The following is a 19,261-nucleotide window of genomic DNA, read 5'->3' on the forward strand; positions in this document are numbered from 1 at the left end:
ATGGCGTGCCGTCCGTCGGGCGGCGCGCCAGCACTTTCGTACAACAGAATGTGAAATGGATCGCATGCAGGCATTTTGCTGCTATGCTCCGCCGCAACGCGTCAGGACGACGCACTTCCCACTGGTACACGCATGGACGCACGCACCCCACCCGCCGCCGTGCCGGAATCGGAGATCGCCCTGCTGGCGAACATCCTGGCCCTGGCGACGCGCAACATGTCCGCCCTCAGCACCCTGATCGGCCAGCTTTCCCTGGAGCTGGGCCGCAGCGCCGACCCGCACCTGCAGCAGGTCGGCCAGCGCGCCCTGAACGACATCGCCCACCTGGCCGGCGACCTGGAAACCCAGTGGGAGCTGATCGGCAGCCTGGCGCGCTTCTGCCCGCTGCTCAAGCGCAGCCAGCTGAAGCCCGAGCCGCTGCTGACGGAAATCCACATCACCGAGCTGCCCAGCGCCGAATGAGCCTTTGATCGGGATCAGGTCCTGGCCGCCGGGGCGGGACTAGCCTGTCCTGACCATTCCCCGAAAGGAGCCCGGCCATGAAAGCCCTGGTCTACCGCGGTGTCGGCGACATCGCCCTGGAAGAGCGCCCCGACCCCGAACTGCAGGCGCCCGGCGACGCCGTGGTGCGCCTGGTCCGCACCACCCTCTGCGGCACCGACCTGCACATCATCAAGGGCGACGTGCCGGCCTGCAGGCCCGGACGCATCCTCGGCCACGAGGGTGTCGGGGTGGTCGAGCAGGTCGGCGCGGCGGTCAGCCAGTTCAAGCCCGGCGACCGCGTGCTCATCTCCTGCATCAGCGCCTGCGGCAAGTGCGACTTCTGCCGCAAGGGCATGACCTCGCACTGCCGCACCGGCGGCTGGATCCTCGGCCACCTGATCGACGGCACCCAGGCCGAGAAGGTGCGCATCCCCCACGCCGACACCAGCCTCTACCACCTGCCCGCCGAGGCGGACGAGGAGGCCATGGTGATGCTCAGCGACATCCTCCCCACGGGCTTCGAGTGCGGCGTGCTCAACGGCCGCGTGCAGCCCGGCGGCAACGTCGCCATCGTCGGCGCCGGCCCGGTGGGCCTGGCCGCGCTGCTCACCGCGCAGTTCTACTCGCCGGCGCGGATCATCATGATCGACCTGGACGACAACCGCCTGGAAGTGGCGAAGGGCTTCGGCGCCACCGACTGCTTCAACGCCGGCGACCCGCAGTTGCTGGAGAAGGTGAAGGCGCTGACCGACGGCCTGGGCGTGGACAGCGCGGTGGAAGCGGTGGGCGTGCCGAGCACCTTCAGCCTGTGCGAGGAGCTGATCGCGCCCGGCGGCGACATCGCCGTGCTGGGCGTGCACGGGGTGCCGGTGGAGTTGCACCTGGAGCGCCTGTGGTCGCACAACATCACCCTGCGCACCCGCCTGGTGGACGCGGTGACCACGCCGATGCTGCTCAAGAGCGTGCAGGCCGGCAAGCTGCAGCCCGAACAGCTGATCACCCACCGCTTCGCCCTGGGCGACATCCTTCAGGCCTACGAGACCTTCGGCAAGGCGGCGCAGAACAAGGCGTTGAAGGTGATTATCGAGGTTTGATGGGGCGCTCTTCGTAGGAGCGAGCTTGCTCGCGAACCGTGTATTCCTGCGATGTTGGCGTGATGGATTGACTCCGCTCCCTCTCCCCAACCCTCTCCCTGAAGGGAGAGGGGGCCTTATGGTTTGAAGCGCAACATCGGCGCTCGTCGGCGAACACCTTTCGTTTCGGTTAGCACGGATAGCTCCCTCTCCCTTCGGAGCGGGGCGCGCAGCCAGGGCGGGGGGAGAGGGTTGGTGGGGCTAGCGCAAACCTTCCAGCCCCAGGCCAACCTCACCACCCCAACTGCTTATGCAACCCAAGGGCGTCGTAGTAATCCCCCTGGTAAACGATCTTTCCGTCCTTGACCTTCACATAACTGACACCGTCGAACGACAGCGGCTTGTTGGTCGCCGGCGTCTGCGCGTCCCAGGCGCCGGTGTTGGTGCCGCTGAAGGTCCACTGGAAGGCGATGCCGTCCTTGTCGACGATGGGCTTGCCGTTCATCTTCCACTTCAGGTCCGGCACGGCGCCGACGAAGACCTTGATCACGTTGTCGCGCGCGGCCTCGCGGCCCTTCTGCGGGGTGCCGACGGTGACGTCGAAGTACTCCGCGTCCTTGGCCAGGTAGCCGGCGGCCTTCTCGGCGTCGTGGGCGTTCCACGCGGCCATGTAGGCGTCGACTATCTGTTTCGGTGTTTCCTGGGATGAAGAGCTGGCGGCCTGGGCCAGGCCGGCGAGGGTGAACAGCGACAGCAGGTAGAACGCTCTGACGAGGTGACGCATGCTTGCCTCCGTTGCGGGCACGCCCGCGGGTTGTGGGCCGGGTGGCCCTGGGTGCCGCGAGGTCGCCGGGCTCCCGCGTGTGCGGGAACCCGGAAAACAACCTCAGTGCTTGAACATCACATGACGAACGGCGGTGTAGTCCTCCAGCCCGTACATGGACATGTCCTTGCCGTAGCCGGAAAGCTTCATGCCGCCATGGGGCATCTCGGTGGTCAGCATGAAGTGAGTGTTGACCCAGGTGCAGCCGTACTGCAGGCGGGCCGCCAGGCGGTGGGCGCGGCCGATGTCGCTGGTCCACACCGAGCTGGCCAGGCCGTAGTCGGAGTCGTTGGCCCAGGCCAGCGCCTGCGCTTCGTCGTCGAACTCGGTGACCGAGACCACCGGGCCGAAGATCTCGCGGCGCACCACTTCGTCGTCCTGGCGGGCGCCGGCCAGCACGGTCGGCTCGAAGAAGAAGCCGGGGCGGTCGGCGCGCTTGCCGCCGGTGACCACCTCGATGTGCGGCAGCTGGCGGGCACGCTCGACGAAGCCGATGACGCGCTCCAGGTGCTGCTCGGTGATGACCGGGCCGAGTTCGGTGTCCGGGTCGTCCTGCTCGCCGTAGCGAATGCTGGCGACGGCTTCGCCCAGTTTCTCCACGAATTTGGCGTAGATGCCCTTTTGCGCATAGATGCGGCAGGCGGCGGTGCAGTCCTGGCCGGCGTTGTAGAAGCCGAAGGTGCGGATGCCTTCCACGGCGGCGTCGATGTCGGCGTCGTCGAAGATGATCACCGGGGCCTTGCCGCCCAGCTCCATGTGCATGCGCTTCACGGTGTCGGCGGTGCCGGCGATGATGCGGCTGCCGGTGGCGACCGAGCCGGTCAGCGAGACCATGCGCACCTTCGGGTGGGTGGTCAGCGGCTCGCCGACGCTGGGGCCGCGGCCGAAGACCAGGTTGACCACGCCGGCGGGGAAGATGTCGGCCATCAGCTCGGCCAGGCGCAGGGCGGTCAGCGGGGTCTGCTCGGAGGGCTTGAGCACCACGGTGTTGCCGGCGGCCAGGGCCGGGCCGAGTTTCCACGCGACCATCATCAGCGGGTAGTTCCAGGGCGCGATGGAGGCGACCACGCCGATCGGGTCGCGGCGGATCATCGAGGTGTGCCCGGGCAGGTATTCGCCGGCGGCGGAACCCTGCAGGCAGCGGCTGGCGCCGGCGAAGAAGCGGAACACGTCGGCGATGGCCGGCAGTTCGTCGTTCAGCGCGGCGCTGTAGGGCTTGCCGCAGTTGTTGGATTCCAGGCGCGCCAGTTCCTCGGCGTGGGCGTCGATGGTGTCGGCCAGTTTCAGCAGCAAAAGCGAGCGGTCCTTCGGCGCGGTCTGCGACCAGGCGTCGAAGGCGGCGTCGGCGGCCTGCACGGCGGCGTCGACCTGGGCCGGGGTGGCCTCGGCGATCTCCACCAGGGTGGTGCCCAGGGAGGGATTGAGCACGGCGAGCTTCTCGCCTTCGCCAGCGACCAGTTGGCCGTTGATCAGCAGTTTGGTTTGCATTCTTTAAGTCCTCTTGGTCAGGGCTTGCAGGTATTCGTTGGGGTTTCTTTTATGGGGCCGCCGGTTTCGGCAGTCCTGAGGGGGTCTGTTATGTCGGAGCGGGGGCTTTTCCCTCTCCCCCCGCCCTGGCTGCGCGCCCCGCTCCGAAGGGAGAGGGAGCCGCTGAGGCCTTGGTTTCCTCCTGCTCCGATCAAGTCCCCTCTCCCTTCAGGGAGAGGGTTAGGGAGAGGGCCGCACGGCACCGTAGTCACTTCCCACTCCCCGCCACGCCCTCGCCACCCTTGGTCAGGTAGTAGGCGCCGAGGATCGGCAGCATGGTCACCAGCATCACCAGCATGGCCACCACGTTGGTCACCGGCACGTCGCGCGGGCGTGTCAGCTGGTTGAGCAGCCAGATCGGCAGGGTGCGTTCGTGGCCGGCGGTGAAGGTGGTCACGATGATCTCGTCGAAGGACAGGGCGAAGGCCAGCATGCCGCCGGCCAGCAGGGCCGAGCCGAGGTTCGGCAGGATCACGTAGCGGAAGGTCTGCCAGCCGTCGGCGCCCAGGTCCATCGAGGCCTCGATCAGGCTGTGGGAGGTGCGGCGGAAACGGGCGATCACGTTGTTGTAGACGATCACCACGCAGAAGGTCGCGTGGCCGATGACGATGGTCAGAAAGCCCGGCTCGATGCCCAGAGTCTTGAACGCCGAGAGCAGGGCGATACCGGTGATGATGCCGGGCAGGGCGATGGGCAGGATCAGCATCAGCGAGATGCCCTCCTTGCCGAAGAAGTCGCGGCGGTACAGCGCGGCCGCGGCCAGGGTGCCCAGGAGCATGGCGATCAGGGTGGCGATGCAGGCAATCTTCAGCGACAGGGTGATCGACTCCAGCACGTCCTGGCGGCCGAAGGCGACGCTGAACCAGTGCAGGGTGAAGCCCTGCGGCGGGAAGCTGAACGCGGCGTCTTCGGTGTTGAAGGCGTACATGAAGATGATCAGGATCGGGAAGTGCAGGAACACCAGCCCGCCCCAGGCGGCGGCTTTCAGGCCCCAGGAAGCCTTCTCTTGAGATGAGGAGTCAGAGTGCATCGAAGGCCCCCAGGCGTTTGACGATGGACAGGTACACGGCGATCAGCACGATCGGCACCAGGGTGAAGGCGGCGGCCATCGGCATGTTGCCGATCGCGCCCTGCTGGGCGTAGACCATGCTGCCGATGAAGTAGCCCGGCGGGCCCACCAGCTGCGGCACGATGAAGTCGCCGAGGGTCAGGCTGAAGGTGAAGATCGAGCCGGCGGCGATGCCCGGGATCGACAGCGGCAGGATCACTTGCAGGAAGGTCTGCCGCGGGTGCGCGCCGAGGTCCGCGCTGGCTTGCAGCAGCGACGGCGGCAGGCGCTCCAGGGAGGCCTGGATCGGCAGGATCATGAACGGCAGCCAGATGTACACGAACACCAGGAAGCGCCCCAGGTGCGAGGTGGACAGGGTGTTGCCGCCCACGCCGGGCATGTCCATCAGCAGGTCCAGCAGCCATTGCAGGCCGAGGTGGTGCACGAACCACATGGCCACCCCGCCCTTGGCCAGCAGAAGGGTCCAGGCGTAGGCCTTGACGATGTAGCTGGCCCACATCGGCATCATCACCGCGATGTAGAAGAACGCCTTGGTCTTGCCCCTGGTGTAGCGCGCCATGTAGTAGGCGATGGGGAAGGCCACCACGCCGCTGGCGATGGACACGGCGATGGCCATCGCCAGGGTGCGCTGGATGATGTCGAAGTTGGCCGGGGTGAACAGGGCGGCGAAGTTGGCCCAGGTCAGATCCGGCGTCACCGTCATGGTGAAGTCGTCGAAGGTGTAGAAGCCCTGCCACATCAGGGTCAGCAGCGAGCCCAGGTAGATGGCGCCGAACCACAGCAGCGGCGGCACCAGCAGCAGCGAGAGGTACAGCGTCGGCTTGCGGTACAGCAGGTTGGACAGCCGGCGCAGCGGGCCGTTGCCGGCCATGGGCGCCTGCGCGTTCATCGTCAGTTCCATCTCAGGCGCCCTCGTTCAGCGCCACCATGGCCTCGCGCGCCCAGCGCGCAGTGACGCGCTGCCCCGGCTGGTGGGCCACGGCGGCGGCGTCCCACTGGCTGTTGGCCTGGCTCAGGCAGAGGTTCTGGCCGTTGTCCAGGCGGATCTCGTAGCGGGTGGCGGCGCCCTGGTACTGGATGTCGTGCAGCAGGCCGCTGATCTCCAGGTCGCCGGCGCCCCGTTCGCCGCTGGCGAAGCGAATGTGCTCGGGGCGGATGGAGAACGGCTGGGCGTTGCCGGTGAGCTGTTGGGCGAGGTCGCCGCGCAGCACGTTGGAGGTGCCGACGAACTCGGCGACGAAGGGCGTGGCCGGCTGCATGTACAGGTTGCGCGGGGTGTCGACCTGCTCGATGCGGCCCTTGTTGAACACCGCCACGCGGTCGGACATCGACAGCGCTTCGCTCTGGTCGTGGGTGACGAAGATGAAGGTGATGCCCAGCTGGCGCTGCAGCTTCTTCAGCTCGCTCTGCATCTGCTCGCGCAGCTTCAGGTCCAGCGCGCCCAGGGGTTCGTCCAGCAGCAGCACCCGCGGGCGATTCACCAGGGCCCGGGCGAGCGCTACGCGCTGGCGCTGGCCGCCGGACAGCTGCACCGGCTTGCGGCTGCCGTAGCCGCCGAGGGCGACCATGCCCAGGGCTTCCTCGGCGCGCTTGAGGCGTTCGGCCTTGCCCACGCCTTTCACCTTCAGGCCGTAGGCGACGTTCTCGAGCACGTTCATGTGCGGGAACAGCGCGTAGTCCTGGAACACCGTGTTGACGTCGCGCTGGTACGGCGGCAGGCCGGCGGCCTCCTCGCCATGGATGCGGATGGAGCCGGCGGAGGGCTGTTCGAAACCGGCGATCAGGCGCAGGCAGGTGGTCTTGCCCGAGCCCGAGGGACCGAGCATGGAGAAGAACTCGCCGTCCTTGATGTCGATGGATACCCGGTCGACGGCTTTCACCTCGCCGAACTGGCGGGAGACCTGGGTGAATTGAACAGCGGGGGTGGTCATGGGGCACGCTCCAGGGGCAGGAATTCGGCGTGCGAAGGCCCTGCCCGGAAAAATCGGGTGAATCAGAAACGGATGTTGGGCTGGGCGCCCCCTCTCCCTTCAGGGAGAGGGACGGGGAGAGGGTTGCCTTGGCATCGGCACGGGGCATTGCCCTCTCCCCCAGCCCCTCTCCCTGAAGGGAGAGGGGAGCCAGTCAGGCGCGAAGCGAAGCCTCGTGCTTAGCGGCCGCCCATGATCGCGATGTAGTCCTGGGTCCAGCGGCTATACGGCACGAACTTGCCGCCCTCGGCCTGCGGGGTCTTCCAGAAGGCGATCCTGGCAAACTGGTCGAAGCCGTTGGTGGCGCAGCCTTCGGCGCCGAGCAGCTCGCTGGCCTTGCAGCCTTCCGGCGCGGCCGGCACCGAGCCGAACCAGGCGGCGACGTCGCCCTGCACCTTGGGCTCCAGCGACCAGTTCATCCACTTGTAGGCGCAGTTCGGGTGCGCGGCTTCGGCGTGCAACATGGTGGTGTCGGCCCAGCCGGTGACGCCTTCCTTCGGGAACACGGTGGCGATCGGCTGCTTCTCGGCCTTCAGCGCGTTGGCCTGGTACGGCCAGGAGCTGGAGGCGGCCACACCCTCGTTCTTGAAGTCGCTCATCTGCACGGTCGCGTCGTGCCAGTAGCGGTGGATCAGCGAATGCTGCTTGCGCAGCAGGTCGAGCACGGCGCCGTACTGCGCCTCGGTCAGCTGGTACGGGTCCTGGATGCCCAGTTCCGGCTGGGTGCTCTTCAGATACAGCGCGGCGTCGGCGATGTAGATCGGGCCGTCGTAGGCCTGCACGCGGCCCTTGTTCGGCTTGCCGTCGGGCAGGTCCTGCGCCTGGAACACCACGCTCCAGCTGTCCGGCGCCTTGGGGAAGACCTTGGTGTTGTACATCAGCACGTTCGGGCCCCACTGGTACGGGGTGCCGTAGGTCTTGCCGTTGACGGTGTACCAGGGCGCGTCCTTCAGGCGCGCGTCGACGTTCTTCCAGTTGGGGATCAGCCCGGGGTCGATCGGCTGCACGCGCTTGCCGTAGATCAGCCGCAGCGAGGCGTCGCCGGAGGCGGTGACCAGGTCGTAGCCGCCCTTGGCCATCAGGCTGACCATCTCGTCGGAGGTGGCGGCGGTCTTCACGTTGACCTGGCAGCCGGTGTCCTTCTCGAACCGGGTGACCCAGTCGTAGGCCTTGTCGGATTGGCCGCGTTCGATGTAGCCCGGCCAGGCGATGATGTCCAGGCGGCCTTCACCGGCGCCGACCGCCTTGATGGCGTCGGCGGCCTGTACGCCGGCGCTGGCCAGCAGGGCGGTGGTGATGGCGCTGAACAGTGCTGTCTTGCGCATGCGATGTCTCCCTCGTTTGTTGTCTCTATTGGTGGGGCAGTGTCAATCGAGCAACGGCCCTCGCGCGGCGTACCGCCGGGGCATTTCTTATGTACCGGCGGGCGGGCCCGCCGGGGCGTTCAATCCAGGCGGTCGCCGTGGCGGGCCATGATGTGGCGCACCACGCTGTAGTCCTGCAGCGAGTCGCTGGACAGGTCCTTGCCGTAGCCCGAGCGCTTGAGGCCGCCGTGGGGCATCTCGCTGGCGAGCATGAAATGGGTGTTGATCCAGGTGCAGCCGTACTGCAGGCGGTTGGCGATCTGGAAGGCCTTGTCCAGGTTCTGCGTCCACACCGAGGAAGCCAGGCCGTATTCGGAGTCGTTGGCCCAGTCCACCGCCTGCTCCAACTGCTCGAAGCGTGTCACCGTGACCACCGGGCCGAACACCTCGCGCTGGACGATCTCGTCCTGCTGCTTGCAGCCGGCCAGCAGCGTGGGCTGGTAGTAGAAGCCGGGGCCGGAGTGCACGGCGGCGCCGGTCACGCGCTCGATGTGCGGCTGGCCCAGGGCGCGTTCGACGAAGCTGGCCACGCGGTCGCGCTGGCGGGCGCTGATCAGCGGGCCGATCTCGTTGTCCTGATCGCGCTTGCGGGCGAAGCGGATGCTTGCCACCGCCTCGCCCAGCTCGGCTACCAGGCGGTCGTGGATGCCGGCCTGGGCGTAGATGCGGCAGGCGGCGGTGCAGTCCTGCCCGGCGTTGTAGTAGCCGTGGGTGCGCACGCCCTGGACGACCGCCTCGATATCGGCGTCGTTGCAGACGATGACCGGCGCCTTGCCGCCCAGCTCCAGGTGGGTGCGCTTCAGGGTGCGCGCGGCGGCCTGGAGAATCTTCTGCCCGGTGACGATATCGCCGGTCAGCGAGACCATGCGCACCCGCGGGTGGCCGACCAGGTGGCTGCCGACGTTCTCGCCGCCGCCGCAGACGATGTTGAGCACGCCCGGCGGGAGGATGTCCGCCAGCGCCGGGGCCAGCGCCAGGACCGACAGCGGGGTGTGCTCGGAAGGCTTGAACACCAGGGTGTTGCCGGCGGCCAGGGCCGGGGCGATCTTCCACGCGGCCATCATCAGCGGGTAGTTCCAGGGCGCGATGGAGGCCACCACGCCCACCGGGTCGCGGCGCACCATGCTGGTGTGCCCGGGCACGTACTCGCCGGCCAGCTGGCCCTGCTGGCAGCGCACGGCGCCGGCGAAGAAGCGGAACACGTCGGCGGTGGCGGGGATGTCGTCCTGCCGCGCCAGGTGCAGCGGCTTGCCGCAGTTCAGGGCTTCCAGGCGGGCGAGGGCGTCGGCGCGCTTGTCGATGGCATCGGCGATGGCCAGCAGCGCAGCGGAGCGTTGCGCCGGGGTGGTCCGCGACCAGGCCGGGAAGGCGCGCTGGGCGGCGTCGATGGCCTGTTCGATCTGCTCGGGGGAGGCATCGGCGACCGAGACCAGGGTTTCGCCGCTGGCGGGGTTGAGGATCGCCTCGGCAAGGCCCTGGCCGGGCGTCAGCTGATCGTCGATCAGCAGCTCGGTGTACAGGGTCGGGGTGCTCGCCAGGGCGTTCATCTTCGCGGCTCTTTTCTTCTCGGTCTTGTTTTCGGGGGCCATGGGCTGCTCCGCTGGGTTGCCCGGCCCTTCTGTATGAAGCCAGAGACTAGATTCCGGGCCTGAGGTCGACAAATTCTAAATACTGAAAGTGGCATTCGATTAAATCGAATGCTGCTAGATGGAAGGCCGCTTGGCGTTGGGTTGCTCGCGGGCCACGGTGAGGAACGGGTCCACCAGCGCCGGCCGCGCCGTGCCGCGGCGCCAGGCCAGGCCGACGTCCAGCGGCTCGCCCAGGTCCACCAGCGGGCGCGCCTCGATGATGTCGCCTTCCAGCGACCAGGGGCGGTAGGTCATGTCCGGCTGGATCGACAGGCCCAGGCCTGCGGCCACCAGGCTACGCACGGCCTCCACCGAGGCGGTGCGCAACGTCACCTGCGGCACCAGCCCGGCGCGTGACCAGATGCGCTGGGTGTGCAGGCCCATCTCGTCGGCGTTGAGCTGGATCAGCGGCTCCCCGGCGACGTCCGCCAGGCCGATGCTGTCGCGCTCCAGCAGCGGGTGCTGGGCCGGCAGCCAGAGGCGGTGCGGCGAGTGGGTGAGCACCTCGGTCTGCAGGGCGTGGCGGTCCTCCAGGTTGGAGAGGATCAGCACGCCGACGTCGATCTCGCCGCTCACCAGCAGGTGCTCTATATAAGGCCGCTCGTCCTCCACCACGCGCGTCTGCACGTTGGGGTAGGCGCGCTGGAAGCGGGTGATCAGGTCGGCCAGGTAGTAGCCGGCGACCAGGCTGGTCACGCCGATGGTCAGGCTGCCGGCGACCTTGTCGGTGCTCTGCTGCAGGCTGCGCTTGGCGTTCTCCACCGTGGCCAGGATCAGGTGCGCCTGGCGCAGGAACTGGTGGCCCTGGTGGGTGAGCGTCATGCCCTTGGCATGGCGCTCGAACAGGCGCACGCCGATCTCCTCCTCCAGTTGCTGGATGGCCAGGGTCAGGGTGGACTGGGAAATGAACACGGCCTGGGCGGCGGCGGAGATCGAACCGGTCTCGGCGACGGCGATGAAATGGCGGATCTGGCGCAGGGTCATCATGGGTGGCAGGCCATGGCTTTTGTGCTTTATCGAAAATCTATAGGAGCATTCTTTTAAATCGAATGAAAGCACCCGCCCACCCGCTCGCTCTTCGTAGGATGGGTTGAGCCTGCGAAACCCATCGGGCCGCGGTAACGGGTATCACTTCGCTCAACCCGTCCTACGACGATGTTCTCCTGCGACTATAGGATCGGGCCCTGCCCGCGATTCATACTCCCCAGCAATATCCCGAAGCACTCTGCGCCTGCGCACATACGGGAGCGGGCGCTAGAGTCGAGGTTTCCCTCAACCGACCCAGGAGACCGCCATGAACACCCGTGGCCTGCTCGACCAACTGCTCAAATCCGGCCAGGACCTCCTGCAGAACAAGGGGCTCGCCCAGAGCGGCGGCCAGCCCGGTCAGGCCCAGGGCAAGGGCGGCCTGGACCTTGGCAGCCTGCTCTCCGGCGCCGGTGGCGGCGCCCTGGCCGCCGGCGCGCTGGGCCTGCTGCTGGGCAGCAAGAAGGCGCGGAAGATGGGCGGCAAGGTCGTCACCTACGGCGGCCTGGCCGCCCTCGGGGTGATCGCCTACAAGGCCTACGGCAACTGGCAGCGCCAGCAGGCCAGCGCACCGCGCGGCGAACCGCAGACCGTCGACCGCCTGCCGCCGGTGGAGGCCGAGGCCCACAGCCACGCCATCCTCCGCGCCCTGGTGGCGGCGGCCAAGGCCGACGGACACATCGACGCCCGCGAGCGCCAGCTGATCGACGGCGAGATCGCCAAGCTCACCGGCGACCTGGAGCTGCAGGGCTGGCTCGACCGCGAACTGGCCAAGCCGCTGGACCCGCAGGAAGTGGCGCGCGCCGCGCAGAGCGAGGAAATGGCCGCCGAGATGTACCTGGCCAGCCTGCTGATGGTCGACGAGGAGAACTACATGGAGCGCGCCTACCTCGACGAACTGGCCCGCCAGCTGAGCCTCGACCCGGGCCTCAAGGCCGAGCTGGAAGCACAGGCGCAGAAGGCCCTGCAGGCACTGCCGGCCTGATTCTCAGCGTGCCCCTGAATAGTCCCGGACGGCATTGGCGGAATCCGCCACCGGGACTATCGTTGCCTGACCGCAACCACGCCGAGGGCGCTGCCATGAACACCACGGATCTGCTGGAACAACTGCTGCGGGCCGGCCAGGGCGCGCAGGCGCAACAGGGCGGCGCAGGCGGCCTGGGTGGCCTTGGCGGGTTGCTTGGCGGCCTGCTTGGGGGAGCCACCGGCGGTGGCGCAGCGGCCGGAGGCCTGGGCGGCCTCGGCGGCGTGCTGGGCAGCATGCTCGGCGGCGGCGCCCCGGCCAGCCAGGGCCGCTCCAGCGGCGGCGGGGTCAACTACGCCATGCTCGCCTCCCTGGGCATGATGGCCTTCCAGGCCTACCAGAACTGGCAGCAGCAACAGGCGGCCGCCGCGCAGCAACAGCCGCCGACCACCGTCGACCAGCTCTCCGGCGACGAAGCCGAAGCCCACAGCCACGCCATCCTCATCGCCCTGATCGCCGCGGCCAAGGCCGACGGCCGCATCGACGACAAGGAAAAGCAGGCGATCTACGCGGAAATCTCCCGCCACGCCGGCGAACCGGAACTGCAGGCCTGGCTCGACAACGAAGTGCAGAAACCCCTCGAAGCCGCCGACGTGGCCCAGGCCGCGCAAGGCGACCCGGGCAAGGCCGCGGAAATGTACCTGGCCAGCGTGATGCTGGTGGACGACCAGCAGGAAAGCGAGCGCAACTACCTGGACGAGCTGGCCTACCAGCTGCAGCTCGACCCGGAACTGCAGGCGCACCTGGAACAGCAGGCCAAGACCGGCGGTGAAGTAGCCTGAAACAACTTCGCGCGGCCCCGGGCCGCGCATTCGCACAGGCGCATGGTCGAAGGGATGCAATCAATCCGGACGAACGCATCCTGCGCGATGCGTTCGCCCTTCAACCGGCAAGGAGGCGTCATGCCCTTCACCCGTTTCACCCTCTGCACCGCGCTGCTGCTCAGCGCCACCGCCAGCCTGGCCAACGCCGCCAAACTCGAAGACGTGGCGCCCTATCCCAAGGCCGAAGACGGCTTTGTGCGCCAGGTCATCCACCTGCCGCAGCAAGCCCACGAAGAGAACTTCAAGGTCGAAGTCCTGGCCGGCAAGACCCTGACCGTCGACTGCAACCGCCAACGCCTGGGCGGCAGCCTGGAAGAAAAGACCCTGGAAGGCTGGGGCTACCCCTACTACCGCCTGGACAAGGTCGGCGGCCCGGCCAGCACCCTGATGGCCTGCCCGCAAGGCACCAGCAGGAAGGACTTCGTACCGGTGGTCGGCGACGGCTTCCTGCTGCGTTACAACAGCAAGCTGCCGATCGTGATCTACGCCCCCAAGGACATCGAAGTCCGCTACCGCATCTGGTCCGCCTCGGACAAGGTCGAACACGCCCGCGCGGAGTAACCCCTCGACCAAGCCCATGCATCCTCGTAGGAGCGGGCCCTGCCCGCGATTCGCGCGCAGGGCCCGCTCCTACATGGGAATGGCGTGGGTGGGGCAGCGTAGGAGCGGATCTTATCCGCGATCCGCGCCGAAACCTCCGGCAATCGCGGACAAGGTCCGCTCCTACGGGGAGAGGAATGCCGTATTTCCCGGCGACCTGTAGGAGCGGACTCCGTCCGCGATCCCGCCAGCACTGCTGGCGCCCGGCCGGGCACGGCGATGGGTATCGCTTCGCTCCACCCATCCTACGAAGAGCGCCACGGTTTAGTTGTGTAGGGCAGCGGCGTTCCGGCTGGTCCGAGTTCGGTATTTGCAGTCGAGTGCCAAGACCCGCTTTCATACGCCCTTGCAGGGAAACTCCATACGCATTACAGGCCGGAGGAAGCGGGCATCCTCTCGATAATAGTCCTGGCCCGTAACGATCAAGGACGCTTTGGATGCGATACATCACCAGCATTATTCTTCTGTTCTTCCCGTTATTCGCTCTGGCGAATAACTGCGTTTTCAGCACTCCGAAAGAAGAGCCATTGGAGTACAAGGCAGGACGTTATCTGCCGGTTCTCCTGGGAGGCATCCAGTTCGACCTCCCGGGGACGCCCAAGGCCTTTCTCAGTACTGACGGCCTGATCGCAGCCTATCCCGACCGGCAATTCGTCAGCCATCAGCGCGTCACCTCGGAAACCTTCCCGGAATTTCGAGAGATCTTTCCGCACATCCAATCCGTCGCCCAGGTGTACCGGCTGATCTATGGCGTGGAACCTGCCACAGCCCTCACCGAGAGGCAGGCGCAGGAGTTGGCTATGTTGCGCAAAGTCTTCCGGCTCGACTGCAAGTCACAGGTACGCTTGTTCGGTATGGCAGACACCCGGATTCTGCTGCGCGAATTGGACAGCCCCGAGGGTATCTTCGAAATCCTCGTGCTCCGTCAGAGCCATGTTGACCTGATCCAGGTGAGGGGGCCGGAGTCGATGGCGCTCGAAGTGGTTCGCAGCATCAGGAGGTCGGATCGATGAGCCGGATCGATCCCGCTGATGAGCAAGCCCTGAAAGAGGTCCTGGTGACCTGGTACGGGCCCCAGGCGCAGTATTGGAATATCAATCAGGCTGTGCTCGAACTGGTAATTGAAATGGTCAGGGAAATGGATAACTGCTCCGCAGCCATGGATTACATTCCGCAGCCGATCAACTTCGGCAATCCGCTCAGTCAGCTCGCCAAATCCCAATTGAAGAGATTCATTGCGCGTCTCAAGGATAACGACAGGACCTACCTGATCTGCGCCCGACATACCCTGCTCCATTTCAAATCGCCTCTGGCAATCGCAGCCATGGGCTTCTGAACGTGCAGGGCCTGGCGAAGCCCAGGTAGAGCGGACTCCACCGTCTTCCTGTTCCTTTCAGGCCTTGCTCTCAACCAGAATCCCCTGCTCCCGCTCACACAACTCCACCAGAAAATCCCAAACCAACCTCAGCCGCACCGACCGGTGCAACTCCCGTCGCGTACACATCCAGTACTCCCGCTCGATGAACTCCTCCGGCAGCACCGGTACCAGCAGCGGGTCGTGCAGGCCCATGAACTGCGGGAGGATGGCCAGGCCGACGCCGGCCTGGGCGGCTTGTTGCTGGGCCACCACGCTGGTGCTGCGGAACACCACCTGGGGGTGGCGGCAGAAGCTGTGGTGGAACATCAGTTCCTGGCTGAACAGCAGGTCGTCCACGTAGCCGATCCACTGGTGCTTGCACAGGTCGTCGCGGTCGCGCAGGGGCGGGGCCTTTTCCAGGTAGGCGGGGCTGGCGAACAGGCTCAGGCGGTAGCGCGTCAGGCGGCGGCTGATCACCAGGTCGGCGTTGGGCCTTTCCAGGGTGATGGCGATGTCTGCCTCGCGGTTGGTGATGCTGACGAAGCGCGGCACCGACACCAGTTCCAGCTCAAGGCCCGGGTACTGGCGCATCAGCTCGCCCAGGCGCGGGGCGAGGAACATGGTGCCCAGGCCCTCGGTCACGCCCAGGCGCACCTGGCCCAGGGGGCTGATGCTCTGGCTCATTTCCTCCTGGGCGAGCAGGGCGGTGTTCTCCATGGCCTCGGCGTGCTTGAGCAACGCCAGGCCCGCTGGGGTCAGCTGGTAGCCGCCGGTGTGCTGGGCGAACAGCTGGGTGCCCAGGTCGCGCTCGATGTTCTCGATGTGTCGGGCCACGGTGGCGTGGGTGGTGCCCAGCTTGCGCGCGGTGGCCAGCAGGCGGCCGCTGCGGTGCAGTTCGAGGAAGTAGCGCAGGTCGTTCCAGTCGAACATGGCGGGCTCCGTTGTTAGAAAACGATCAGCAGCTGACTCGAAATGTTCGTTTTTTTATCGCGAATGAGCGGCTAGCCTCAAGCGACGCATCGATAAGAACGACTAACTATAAGAACAACTGGAGGTCAGCCCATGCCCCAGGCACTGGACGCTTTCGACTACCTGATCGTGGGGGCCGGCCCCGCCGGTTGCCTGCTGGCCAACCGCCTGTCCGCCGACCCGTCCAACCGCGTGCTGCTGATCGAAGCCGGCGGCCCGGACAACTACCCCTGGATCCACATCCCCGTCGGCTACCTCTACTGCATCGGCAACCCGCGCACCGACTGGTGCTTCGACACCGAAGCGGTGCCCGGCCTCAACGGCCGCGCCATCAAGTACCCCCGCGGCCGCGTGCTCGGCGGCTGCTCGTCGATCAACGGCATGATCTACATGCGCGGCCAGGCCCGCGACTACGACGGCTGGGCCGCCGAGGGCAACCCCGGCTGGGGCTGGAACGACCTGCTGCCGCTGTTCCTCGGCATGGAGGACCACTTCGCCGGCGACAGCGCCATCCACCATGGCGGCGGCGAATGGCGGGTGGAGCAGCAGCGGCTGTCCTGGGAAATCCTCGATGCTTTCCGCGAGGCGGCGGCGCAGACCGGCATCGCTTCGGTGGACGACTTCAACGGCGGCGACAACGAAGGCTGCGGCTACTTCCAGGTGAACCAGCGCGGCGGCGTGCGCTGGAACGCCTCCAAGGCCTTCCTGCGCCCGGTCGAGCAGCGCCCGAACCTGCTGGTGCTGACGAATGTCGAGGCGCAGCAACTGATCCTCGAAGACGGCCGCGCCAAAGGCCTGGTGGTGGACTGGCAGGGCGCCCGCCGCGAACTGCGGGCGCGCCGCGAGGTGATCCTGTGCGCCGGCGCCATCGGCTCGCCAACCCTGCTGCAGCGCTCGGGCATCGGCCCGCGGCCCTTGCTGGAGCAACTGGGCATCGGCGTGCGCCACGCGCTGCCCGGCGTCGGCGAGAACCTGCAGGACCACCTGCAGCTGCGGCTGATCTACCGCATCCAGGGCACCCGCACGCTGAACCGTATCGCCGCCACGCCCTGGGGCAAGGTCGGCATGGGCCTGGAATACCTGTTCAAGCGCAGCGGCCCGCTGTCCATGGCGCCAAGCCAACTGGGCGCCTTCGCCAGGTCCGACCCCGGCCAGGCCTCGGCCAACCTCGAATACCACGTGCAGCCGCTGTCCCTGGAGCGCTTCGGCGAGCCGCTGCACGCCTTCCCGGCCTTCACCGCCTCGGTGTGCGACCTGCGCCCGCAAAGCCGCGGCAGCGTGCGCATCCGCAGTACCGACCCGCGCGCCAAGCCGCTGATCCAGCCCAACTACCTGAGCCACCCGGAAGACCTCAAGGTGGCCGCCGACGCCATCCGCCTGACCCGCCGCATCGCCGCCGCGCCGGCCCTGGCGCGTTTCCACCCGGAGGAATACAAGCCCGGCCCGGACTTCCGCAGCGAGGAAGACCTGCACCGCGCAGCGGCTGACATCGGCACCACCATCTTCCACCCCGCCGGCACCTGCCGCATGGGCAGCGGGCCGAATGCCGTGGTCGATAGCCAGCTGCGCGTGCACGGCATCCCCGGCCTGCGCATCGCCGACGCCTCGATCATGCCCACGCTCACTTCCGGCAACAGCTGCTCGCCGGTGCTGGTGATCGCCGAGAAGGCGGCGCGGATGATCCTGGCCGAACCCTCGCGGCAGGCGGAGGTCATCCCTATCAGCGGCCGGGAGGAGAAGGCCCTGTCCTGACGGCCACCCCGGCGGGACGACACGAGGTTCGACACCAGACAGCGTCGCGCGGCCCCACGGGCCGTGGCGGTCGAGGCTGAAACAACAATAAGAGCCCCCACGAGGGGCAGGAGAGCCGTAATGACCGATCTAGCACAGCCCCAGTCGTTCGAACGGGGGCGCTCCAGCAGCCGCGAAGAGCGCAAGGTGATCTTCGCTTCCTCGCTCGGCACCGTGTTCGAGTGGTACGACTTCTTCCTCTACGGATCGCTGGCAGCGGTCATCAGCAAGCAGTTCTTCGCCGGCGTCAACGACACCACCGCCTTCATCTTTGCCCTGCTGGCCTTCGCCGCCGGCTTCCTGGTGCGGCCCTTCGGCGCCCTGGTGTTCGGCCGCCTGGGCGACATGATCGGGCGCAAGTACACCTTCCTCGCCACCATCCTGCTGATGGGCCTGTCGACCTTCTGCGTCGGCCTGCTTCCGTCCTACGCCAGCATCGGCGTGGCCGCGCCGATCATCCTCATCGCCTTGCGCCTGCTGCAGGGCCTGGCCCTGGGCGGCGAATACGGCGGCGCGGCCATCTACGTCGCCGAGCACGCCCCGGCCAACAAGCGCGGCGCCTACACCAGTTGGATCCAGTGCACCGCCACCGCCGGCCTGCTGCTGTCGCTGCTGGTGATCTGGGGCTGCCGCCAGGCCACAGGCGAAGCCTTCGAGACCTGGGGCTGGCGCCTGCCGTTCCTGATTTCCATCGTGCTGCTGGGCATTTCCACCTGGATCCGCCTGTCCATGCAGGAGTCGCCAGCGTTCCTGAAGATGAAGGCCGAGGGCAAGATCAGCAAGTCGCCGCTCAAGGAGTCCTTCACCCGCTGGAGCAACCTGAAGATCGTGCTGATCGCCCTGTTCAGCATCAACGCCGGCCAGGCGGTGACCTTCTACGCCGCGCAGTTCTACGTGATGTTCTTCCTCACCCAGGTGCTCAAGGTCGACCCGGGGCTGTCCAACGTGCTGCTGATCATCTCCCTGGTGATAGGCGCGCCGCTGTTCGTGCTGGCCGGCTGGGTGTCCGACAAGGTCGGGCGCAAGCCGGTGCTGGTGGTCGGCCTGCTGCTGGCGACGGTGTTCTACTTCCCGCTGTTCAAGGCCCTGACCCACTACGCCAACCCGCAGATCGACCAGGCCTCGCGCCAGGCCCCGGTGGTGGTGATGGCCGACCCGGCCACCTGCACCTTCCAGTTCGACCCGGTGGGCAAGGCCAAATTCGACAGCCCCTGCGACAAGGCCAAGACCCTGCTGGTGAAAGGCGGCGTGCCCTACAGCACCCAGGCCGCGCCGGCCGGCAGCGAGCTGGTGGTGAGCGTGGGCGAGAAGCGCATCGAAGGCTTCGACGCCGCCGCCCTGGGCGCCGCGGTGAAGGAAGCCGGCTACCCGACCCAGGCCGACGCCTCGCTGGTGAACCGGCCGATGGTGATCGCCATCATCGTGGCGCTGATCTTCATTGCCACCTGCTGCTACGGCCCGCTGGCGGCGCTGATGGTCGAACTGTTCCCGACGCGCATCCGCTACACCTCGCTATCGCTGCCGTACCACATCGGCAACGGCTGGTTCGGCGGGCTGCTGCCGACCATCTCCTTCGCCCTGGTGGTGTACACCGGCAACATCTTCTACGGCCTCTGGTACCCGGTGCTGATCACCGGCGTGAGCCTGGTGTGCTCGCTGCTGTTCCTGCGCGAGACGCGGCACAACGACATCCATGCCGATTGAGCATGGCGCTGCCGGCTTCCGGCTCTTCG

18 protein-coding genes are annotated in these 19,261 nt (G+C 67.1%); 9 read left to right on the forward strand and 9 right to left on the reverse strand.

The annotated features are described in order from the left end of the window. Positions 1-132: 132 nt before the first annotated feature. Together QSJ95_RS14025 and QSJ95_RS14030 are read left to right on the forward strand one after the other, a co-directional pair. Positions 133-462 (forward strand): hypothetical protein, encoded by a 330-nt coding sequence (locus QSJ95_RS14025; protein WP_009616491.1) that lies wholly within the window; start codon positions 133-135, stop codon positions 460-462. 77 nt (positions 463-539) lie between these two features. Beyond that, the gene (locus QSJ95_RS14030) at positions 540-1,577 is read left to right on the forward strand and encodes a zinc-dependent alcohol dehydrogenase family protein (protein ID WP_074978803.1); all 1,038 of its coding nucleotides are present in this window, start codon (positions 540-542) and stop codon (positions 1,575-1,577) included. Positions 1,578-1,848: 271 nt separating this feature from the next. On the opposite strand, the gene QSJ95_RS14035 is transcribed toward QSJ95_RS14030, so the two are convergent. From QSJ95_RS14035 to QSJ95_RS14070, 8 genes are all read right to left on the reverse strand, one after another. Further along, positions 1,849-2,340 carry an ester cyclase gene (locus tag QSJ95_RS14035; RefSeq protein ID WP_058073172.1) on the reverse strand — a complete coding sequence of 164 codons (492 nt, stop codon included), beginning with the start codon at positions 2,338-2,340 and terminating at the stop codon, positions 1,849-1,851. Between the two features lie 102 nt (positions 2,341-2,442). After that, positions 2,443-3,867, reverse strand: coding sequence for a gamma-aminobutyraldehyde dehydrogenase (locus QSJ95_RS14040; RefSeq protein ID WP_285643078.1), 1,425 nt, complete (start codon positions 3,865-3,867; stop codon positions 2,443-2,445). A 247-nt stretch (positions 3,868-4,114) separates the two neighbouring features. Beyond that, positions 4,115-4,936: an ABC transporter permease gene (locus tag QSJ95_RS14045; protein ID WP_197887254.1), complete on the reverse strand. Its 822-nt coding sequence runs from the start codon at positions 4,934-4,936 to the stop codon at positions 4,115-4,117. Beyond that, positions 4,926-5,876 carry an ABC transporter permease gene (locus QSJ95_RS14050; protein ID WP_502945273.1) on the reverse strand — a complete coding sequence of 317 codons (951 nt, stop codon included), beginning with the start codon at positions 5,874-5,876 and terminating at the stop codon, positions 4,926-4,928. The genes QSJ95_RS14045 and QSJ95_RS14050 overlap by 11 nt, the downstream gene beginning before the upstream one ends. Before the next feature lies 1 nt (position 5,877). Next, positions 5,878-6,906, reverse strand: coding sequence for an ABC transporter ATP-binding protein (locus QSJ95_RS14055; protein WP_285643081.1), 1,029 nt, complete (start codon positions 6,904-6,906; stop codon positions 5,878-5,880). A gap of 218 nt (positions 6,907-7,124) precedes the next feature. Next, entirely contained in the window at positions 7,125-8,270 is a 1,146-nt protein-coding gene (gene ydcS / locus QSJ95_RS14060; protein WP_285643082.1) for a putative ABC transporter substrate-binding protein YdcS, read from the reverse strand. Positions 8,271-8,389: 119 nt separating this feature from the next. Continuing rightward, entirely contained in the window at positions 8,390-9,898 is a 1,509-nt protein-coding gene (locus QSJ95_RS14065) for a gamma-aminobutyraldehyde dehydrogenase (RefSeq protein WP_285643083.1), read from the reverse strand. 114 nt (positions 9,899-10,012) lie between these two features. Beyond that, the gene (locus QSJ95_RS14070; protein WP_009616507.1) at positions 10,013-10,924 is read right to left on the reverse strand and encodes a LysR family transcriptional regulator; all 912 of its coding nucleotides are present in this window, start codon (positions 10,922-10,924) and stop codon (positions 10,013-10,015) included. 307 nt (positions 10,925-11,231) lie between these two features. On the opposite strand from QSJ95_RS14070, the gene QSJ95_RS14075 reads away from it, so the two are divergent. The 5 genes from QSJ95_RS14075 to QSJ95_RS14095 all read left to right on the forward strand — a co-directional run bounded on the left by QSJ95_RS14075 (position 11,232) and on the right by QSJ95_RS14095 (position 14,747). Further along, entirely contained in the window at positions 11,232-11,948 is a 717-nt protein-coding gene (locus QSJ95_RS14075) for a tellurite resistance TerB family protein (RefSeq protein ID WP_285643084.1), read from the forward strand. A 95-nt stretch (positions 11,949-12,043) separates the two neighbouring features. Next, a complete protein-coding gene (locus QSJ95_RS14080; RefSeq protein ID WP_043314966.1) occupies positions 12,044-12,769 on the forward strand; it encodes a DUF533 domain-containing protein in 726 nt (241 codons plus the stop codon). Positions 12,770-12,889: 120 nt separating this feature from the next. Beyond that, positions 12,890-13,372, forward strand: a complete 483-nt coding sequence (gene eco / locus QSJ95_RS14085; protein WP_285643085.1) for a serine protease inhibitor ecotin — start codon at positions 12,890-12,892, stop codon at positions 13,370-13,372. Between the two features lie 476 nt (positions 13,373-13,848). After that, complete coding sequence (locus tag QSJ95_RS14090; protein WP_285643086.1) at positions 13,849-14,424, forward strand: hypothetical protein; 576 nt, start codon at positions 13,849-13,851, stop codon at positions 14,422-14,424. Then, positions 14,421-14,747, forward strand: coding sequence for a hypothetical protein (locus QSJ95_RS14095; protein ID WP_058073170.1), 327 nt, complete (start codon positions 14,421-14,423; stop codon positions 14,745-14,747). The genes QSJ95_RS14090 and QSJ95_RS14095 overlap by 4 nt, the downstream gene beginning before the upstream one ends. Before the next feature lie 57 nt (positions 14,748-14,804). Here QSJ95_RS14095 and QSJ95_RS14100 read toward each other — a convergent pair whose 3' ends face one another. Continuing rightward, entirely contained in the window at positions 14,805-15,698 is an 894-nt protein-coding gene (locus QSJ95_RS14100) for a LysR family transcriptional regulator (protein WP_061562562.1), read from the reverse strand. A 132-nt stretch (positions 15,699-15,830) separates the two neighbouring features. On the opposite strand from QSJ95_RS14100, the gene QSJ95_RS14105 reads away from it, so the two are divergent. After that, a complete protein-coding gene (locus tag QSJ95_RS14105) occupies positions 15,831-17,489 on the forward strand; it encodes a GMC family oxidoreductase (RefSeq protein ID WP_285643087.1) in 1,659 nt (552 codons plus the stop codon). Positions 17,490-17,609: 120 nt separating this feature from the next. Continuing rightward, complete coding sequence (locus QSJ95_RS14110) at positions 17,610-19,232, forward strand: MFS transporter (RefSeq protein ID WP_043314602.1); 1,623 nt, start codon at positions 17,610-17,612, stop codon at positions 19,230-19,232. The last annotated feature ends 29 nt before the right edge of the window (positions 19,233-19,261 follow it).

Origin of the sequence: Pseudomonas sp. NBRC 100443 (assembly GCF_030268185.1) — a bacterium.
GTDB lineage: Bacteria > Pseudomonadota > Gammaproteobacteria > Pseudomonadales > Pseudomonadaceae > Pseudomonas > Pseudomonas citronellolis.

Coding starts and splice junctions, on each gene's coding strand:
- QSJ95_RS14025 (WP_009616491.1), top strand. CDS start 133: ATGGACGCACGCACCCCACCCGCCGCCGTGCCGGAATCGGAGATCGCC.
- QSJ95_RS14030 (WP_074978803.1), top strand. CDS start 540: ATGAAAGCCCTGGTCTACCGCGGTGTCGGCGACATCGCCCTGGAAGAG.
- QSJ95_RS14035 (WP_058073172.1), bottom strand. CDS start 2,340: ATGCGTCACCTCGTCAGAGCGTTCTACCTGCTGTCGCTGTTCACCCTC.
- QSJ95_RS14040 (WP_285643078.1), bottom strand. CDS start 3,867: ATGCAAACCAAACTGCTGATCAACGGCCAACTGGTCGCTGGCGAAGGC.
- QSJ95_RS14045 (WP_197887254.1), bottom strand. CDS start 4,936: ATGCACTCTGACTCCTCATCTCAAGAGAAGGCTTCCTGGGGCCTGAAA.
- QSJ95_RS14050 (WP_502945273.1), bottom strand. CDS start 5,876: ATGGAACTGACGATGAACGCGCAGGCGCCCATGGCCGGCAACGGCCCG.
- QSJ95_RS14055 (WP_285643081.1), bottom strand. CDS start 6,906: ATGACCACCCCCGCTGTTCAATTCACCCAGGTCTCCCGCCAGTTCGGC.
- ydcS (WP_285643082.1), bottom strand. CDS start 8,270: ATGCGCAAGACAGCACTGTTCAGCGCCATCACCACCGCCCTGCTGGCC.
- QSJ95_RS14065 (WP_285643083.1), bottom strand. CDS start 9,898: ATGGCCCCCGAAAACAAGACCGAGAAGAAAAGAGCCGCGAAGATGAAC.
- QSJ95_RS14070 (WP_009616507.1), bottom strand. CDS start 10,924: ATGATGACCCTGCGCCAGATCCGCCATTTCATCGCCGTCGCCGAGACC.
- QSJ95_RS14075 (WP_285643084.1), top strand. CDS start 11,232: ATGAACACCCGTGGCCTGCTCGACCAACTGCTCAAATCCGGCCAGGAC.
- QSJ95_RS14080 (WP_043314966.1), top strand. CDS start 12,044: ATGAACACCACGGATCTGCTGGAACAACTGCTGCGGGCCGGCCAGGGC.
- eco (WP_285643085.1), top strand. CDS start 12,890: ATGCCCTTCACCCGTTTCACCCTCTGCACCGCGCTGCTGCTCAGCGCC.
- QSJ95_RS14090 (WP_285643086.1), top strand. CDS start 13,849: ATGCGATACATCACCAGCATTATTCTTCTGTTCTTCCCGTTATTCGCT.
- QSJ95_RS14095 (WP_058073170.1), top strand. CDS start 14,421: ATGAGCCGGATCGATCCCGCTGATGAGCAAGCCCTGAAAGAGGTCCTG.
- QSJ95_RS14100 (WP_061562562.1), bottom strand. CDS start 15,698: ATGTTCGACTGGAACGACCTGCGCTACTTCCTCGAACTGCACCGCAGC.
- QSJ95_RS14105 (WP_285643087.1), top strand. CDS start 15,831: ATGCCCCAGGCACTGGACGCTTTCGACTACCTGATCGTGGGGGCCGGC.
- QSJ95_RS14110 (WP_043314602.1), top strand. CDS start 17,610: ATGACCGATCTAGCACAGCCCCAGTCGTTCGAACGGGGGCGCTCCAGC.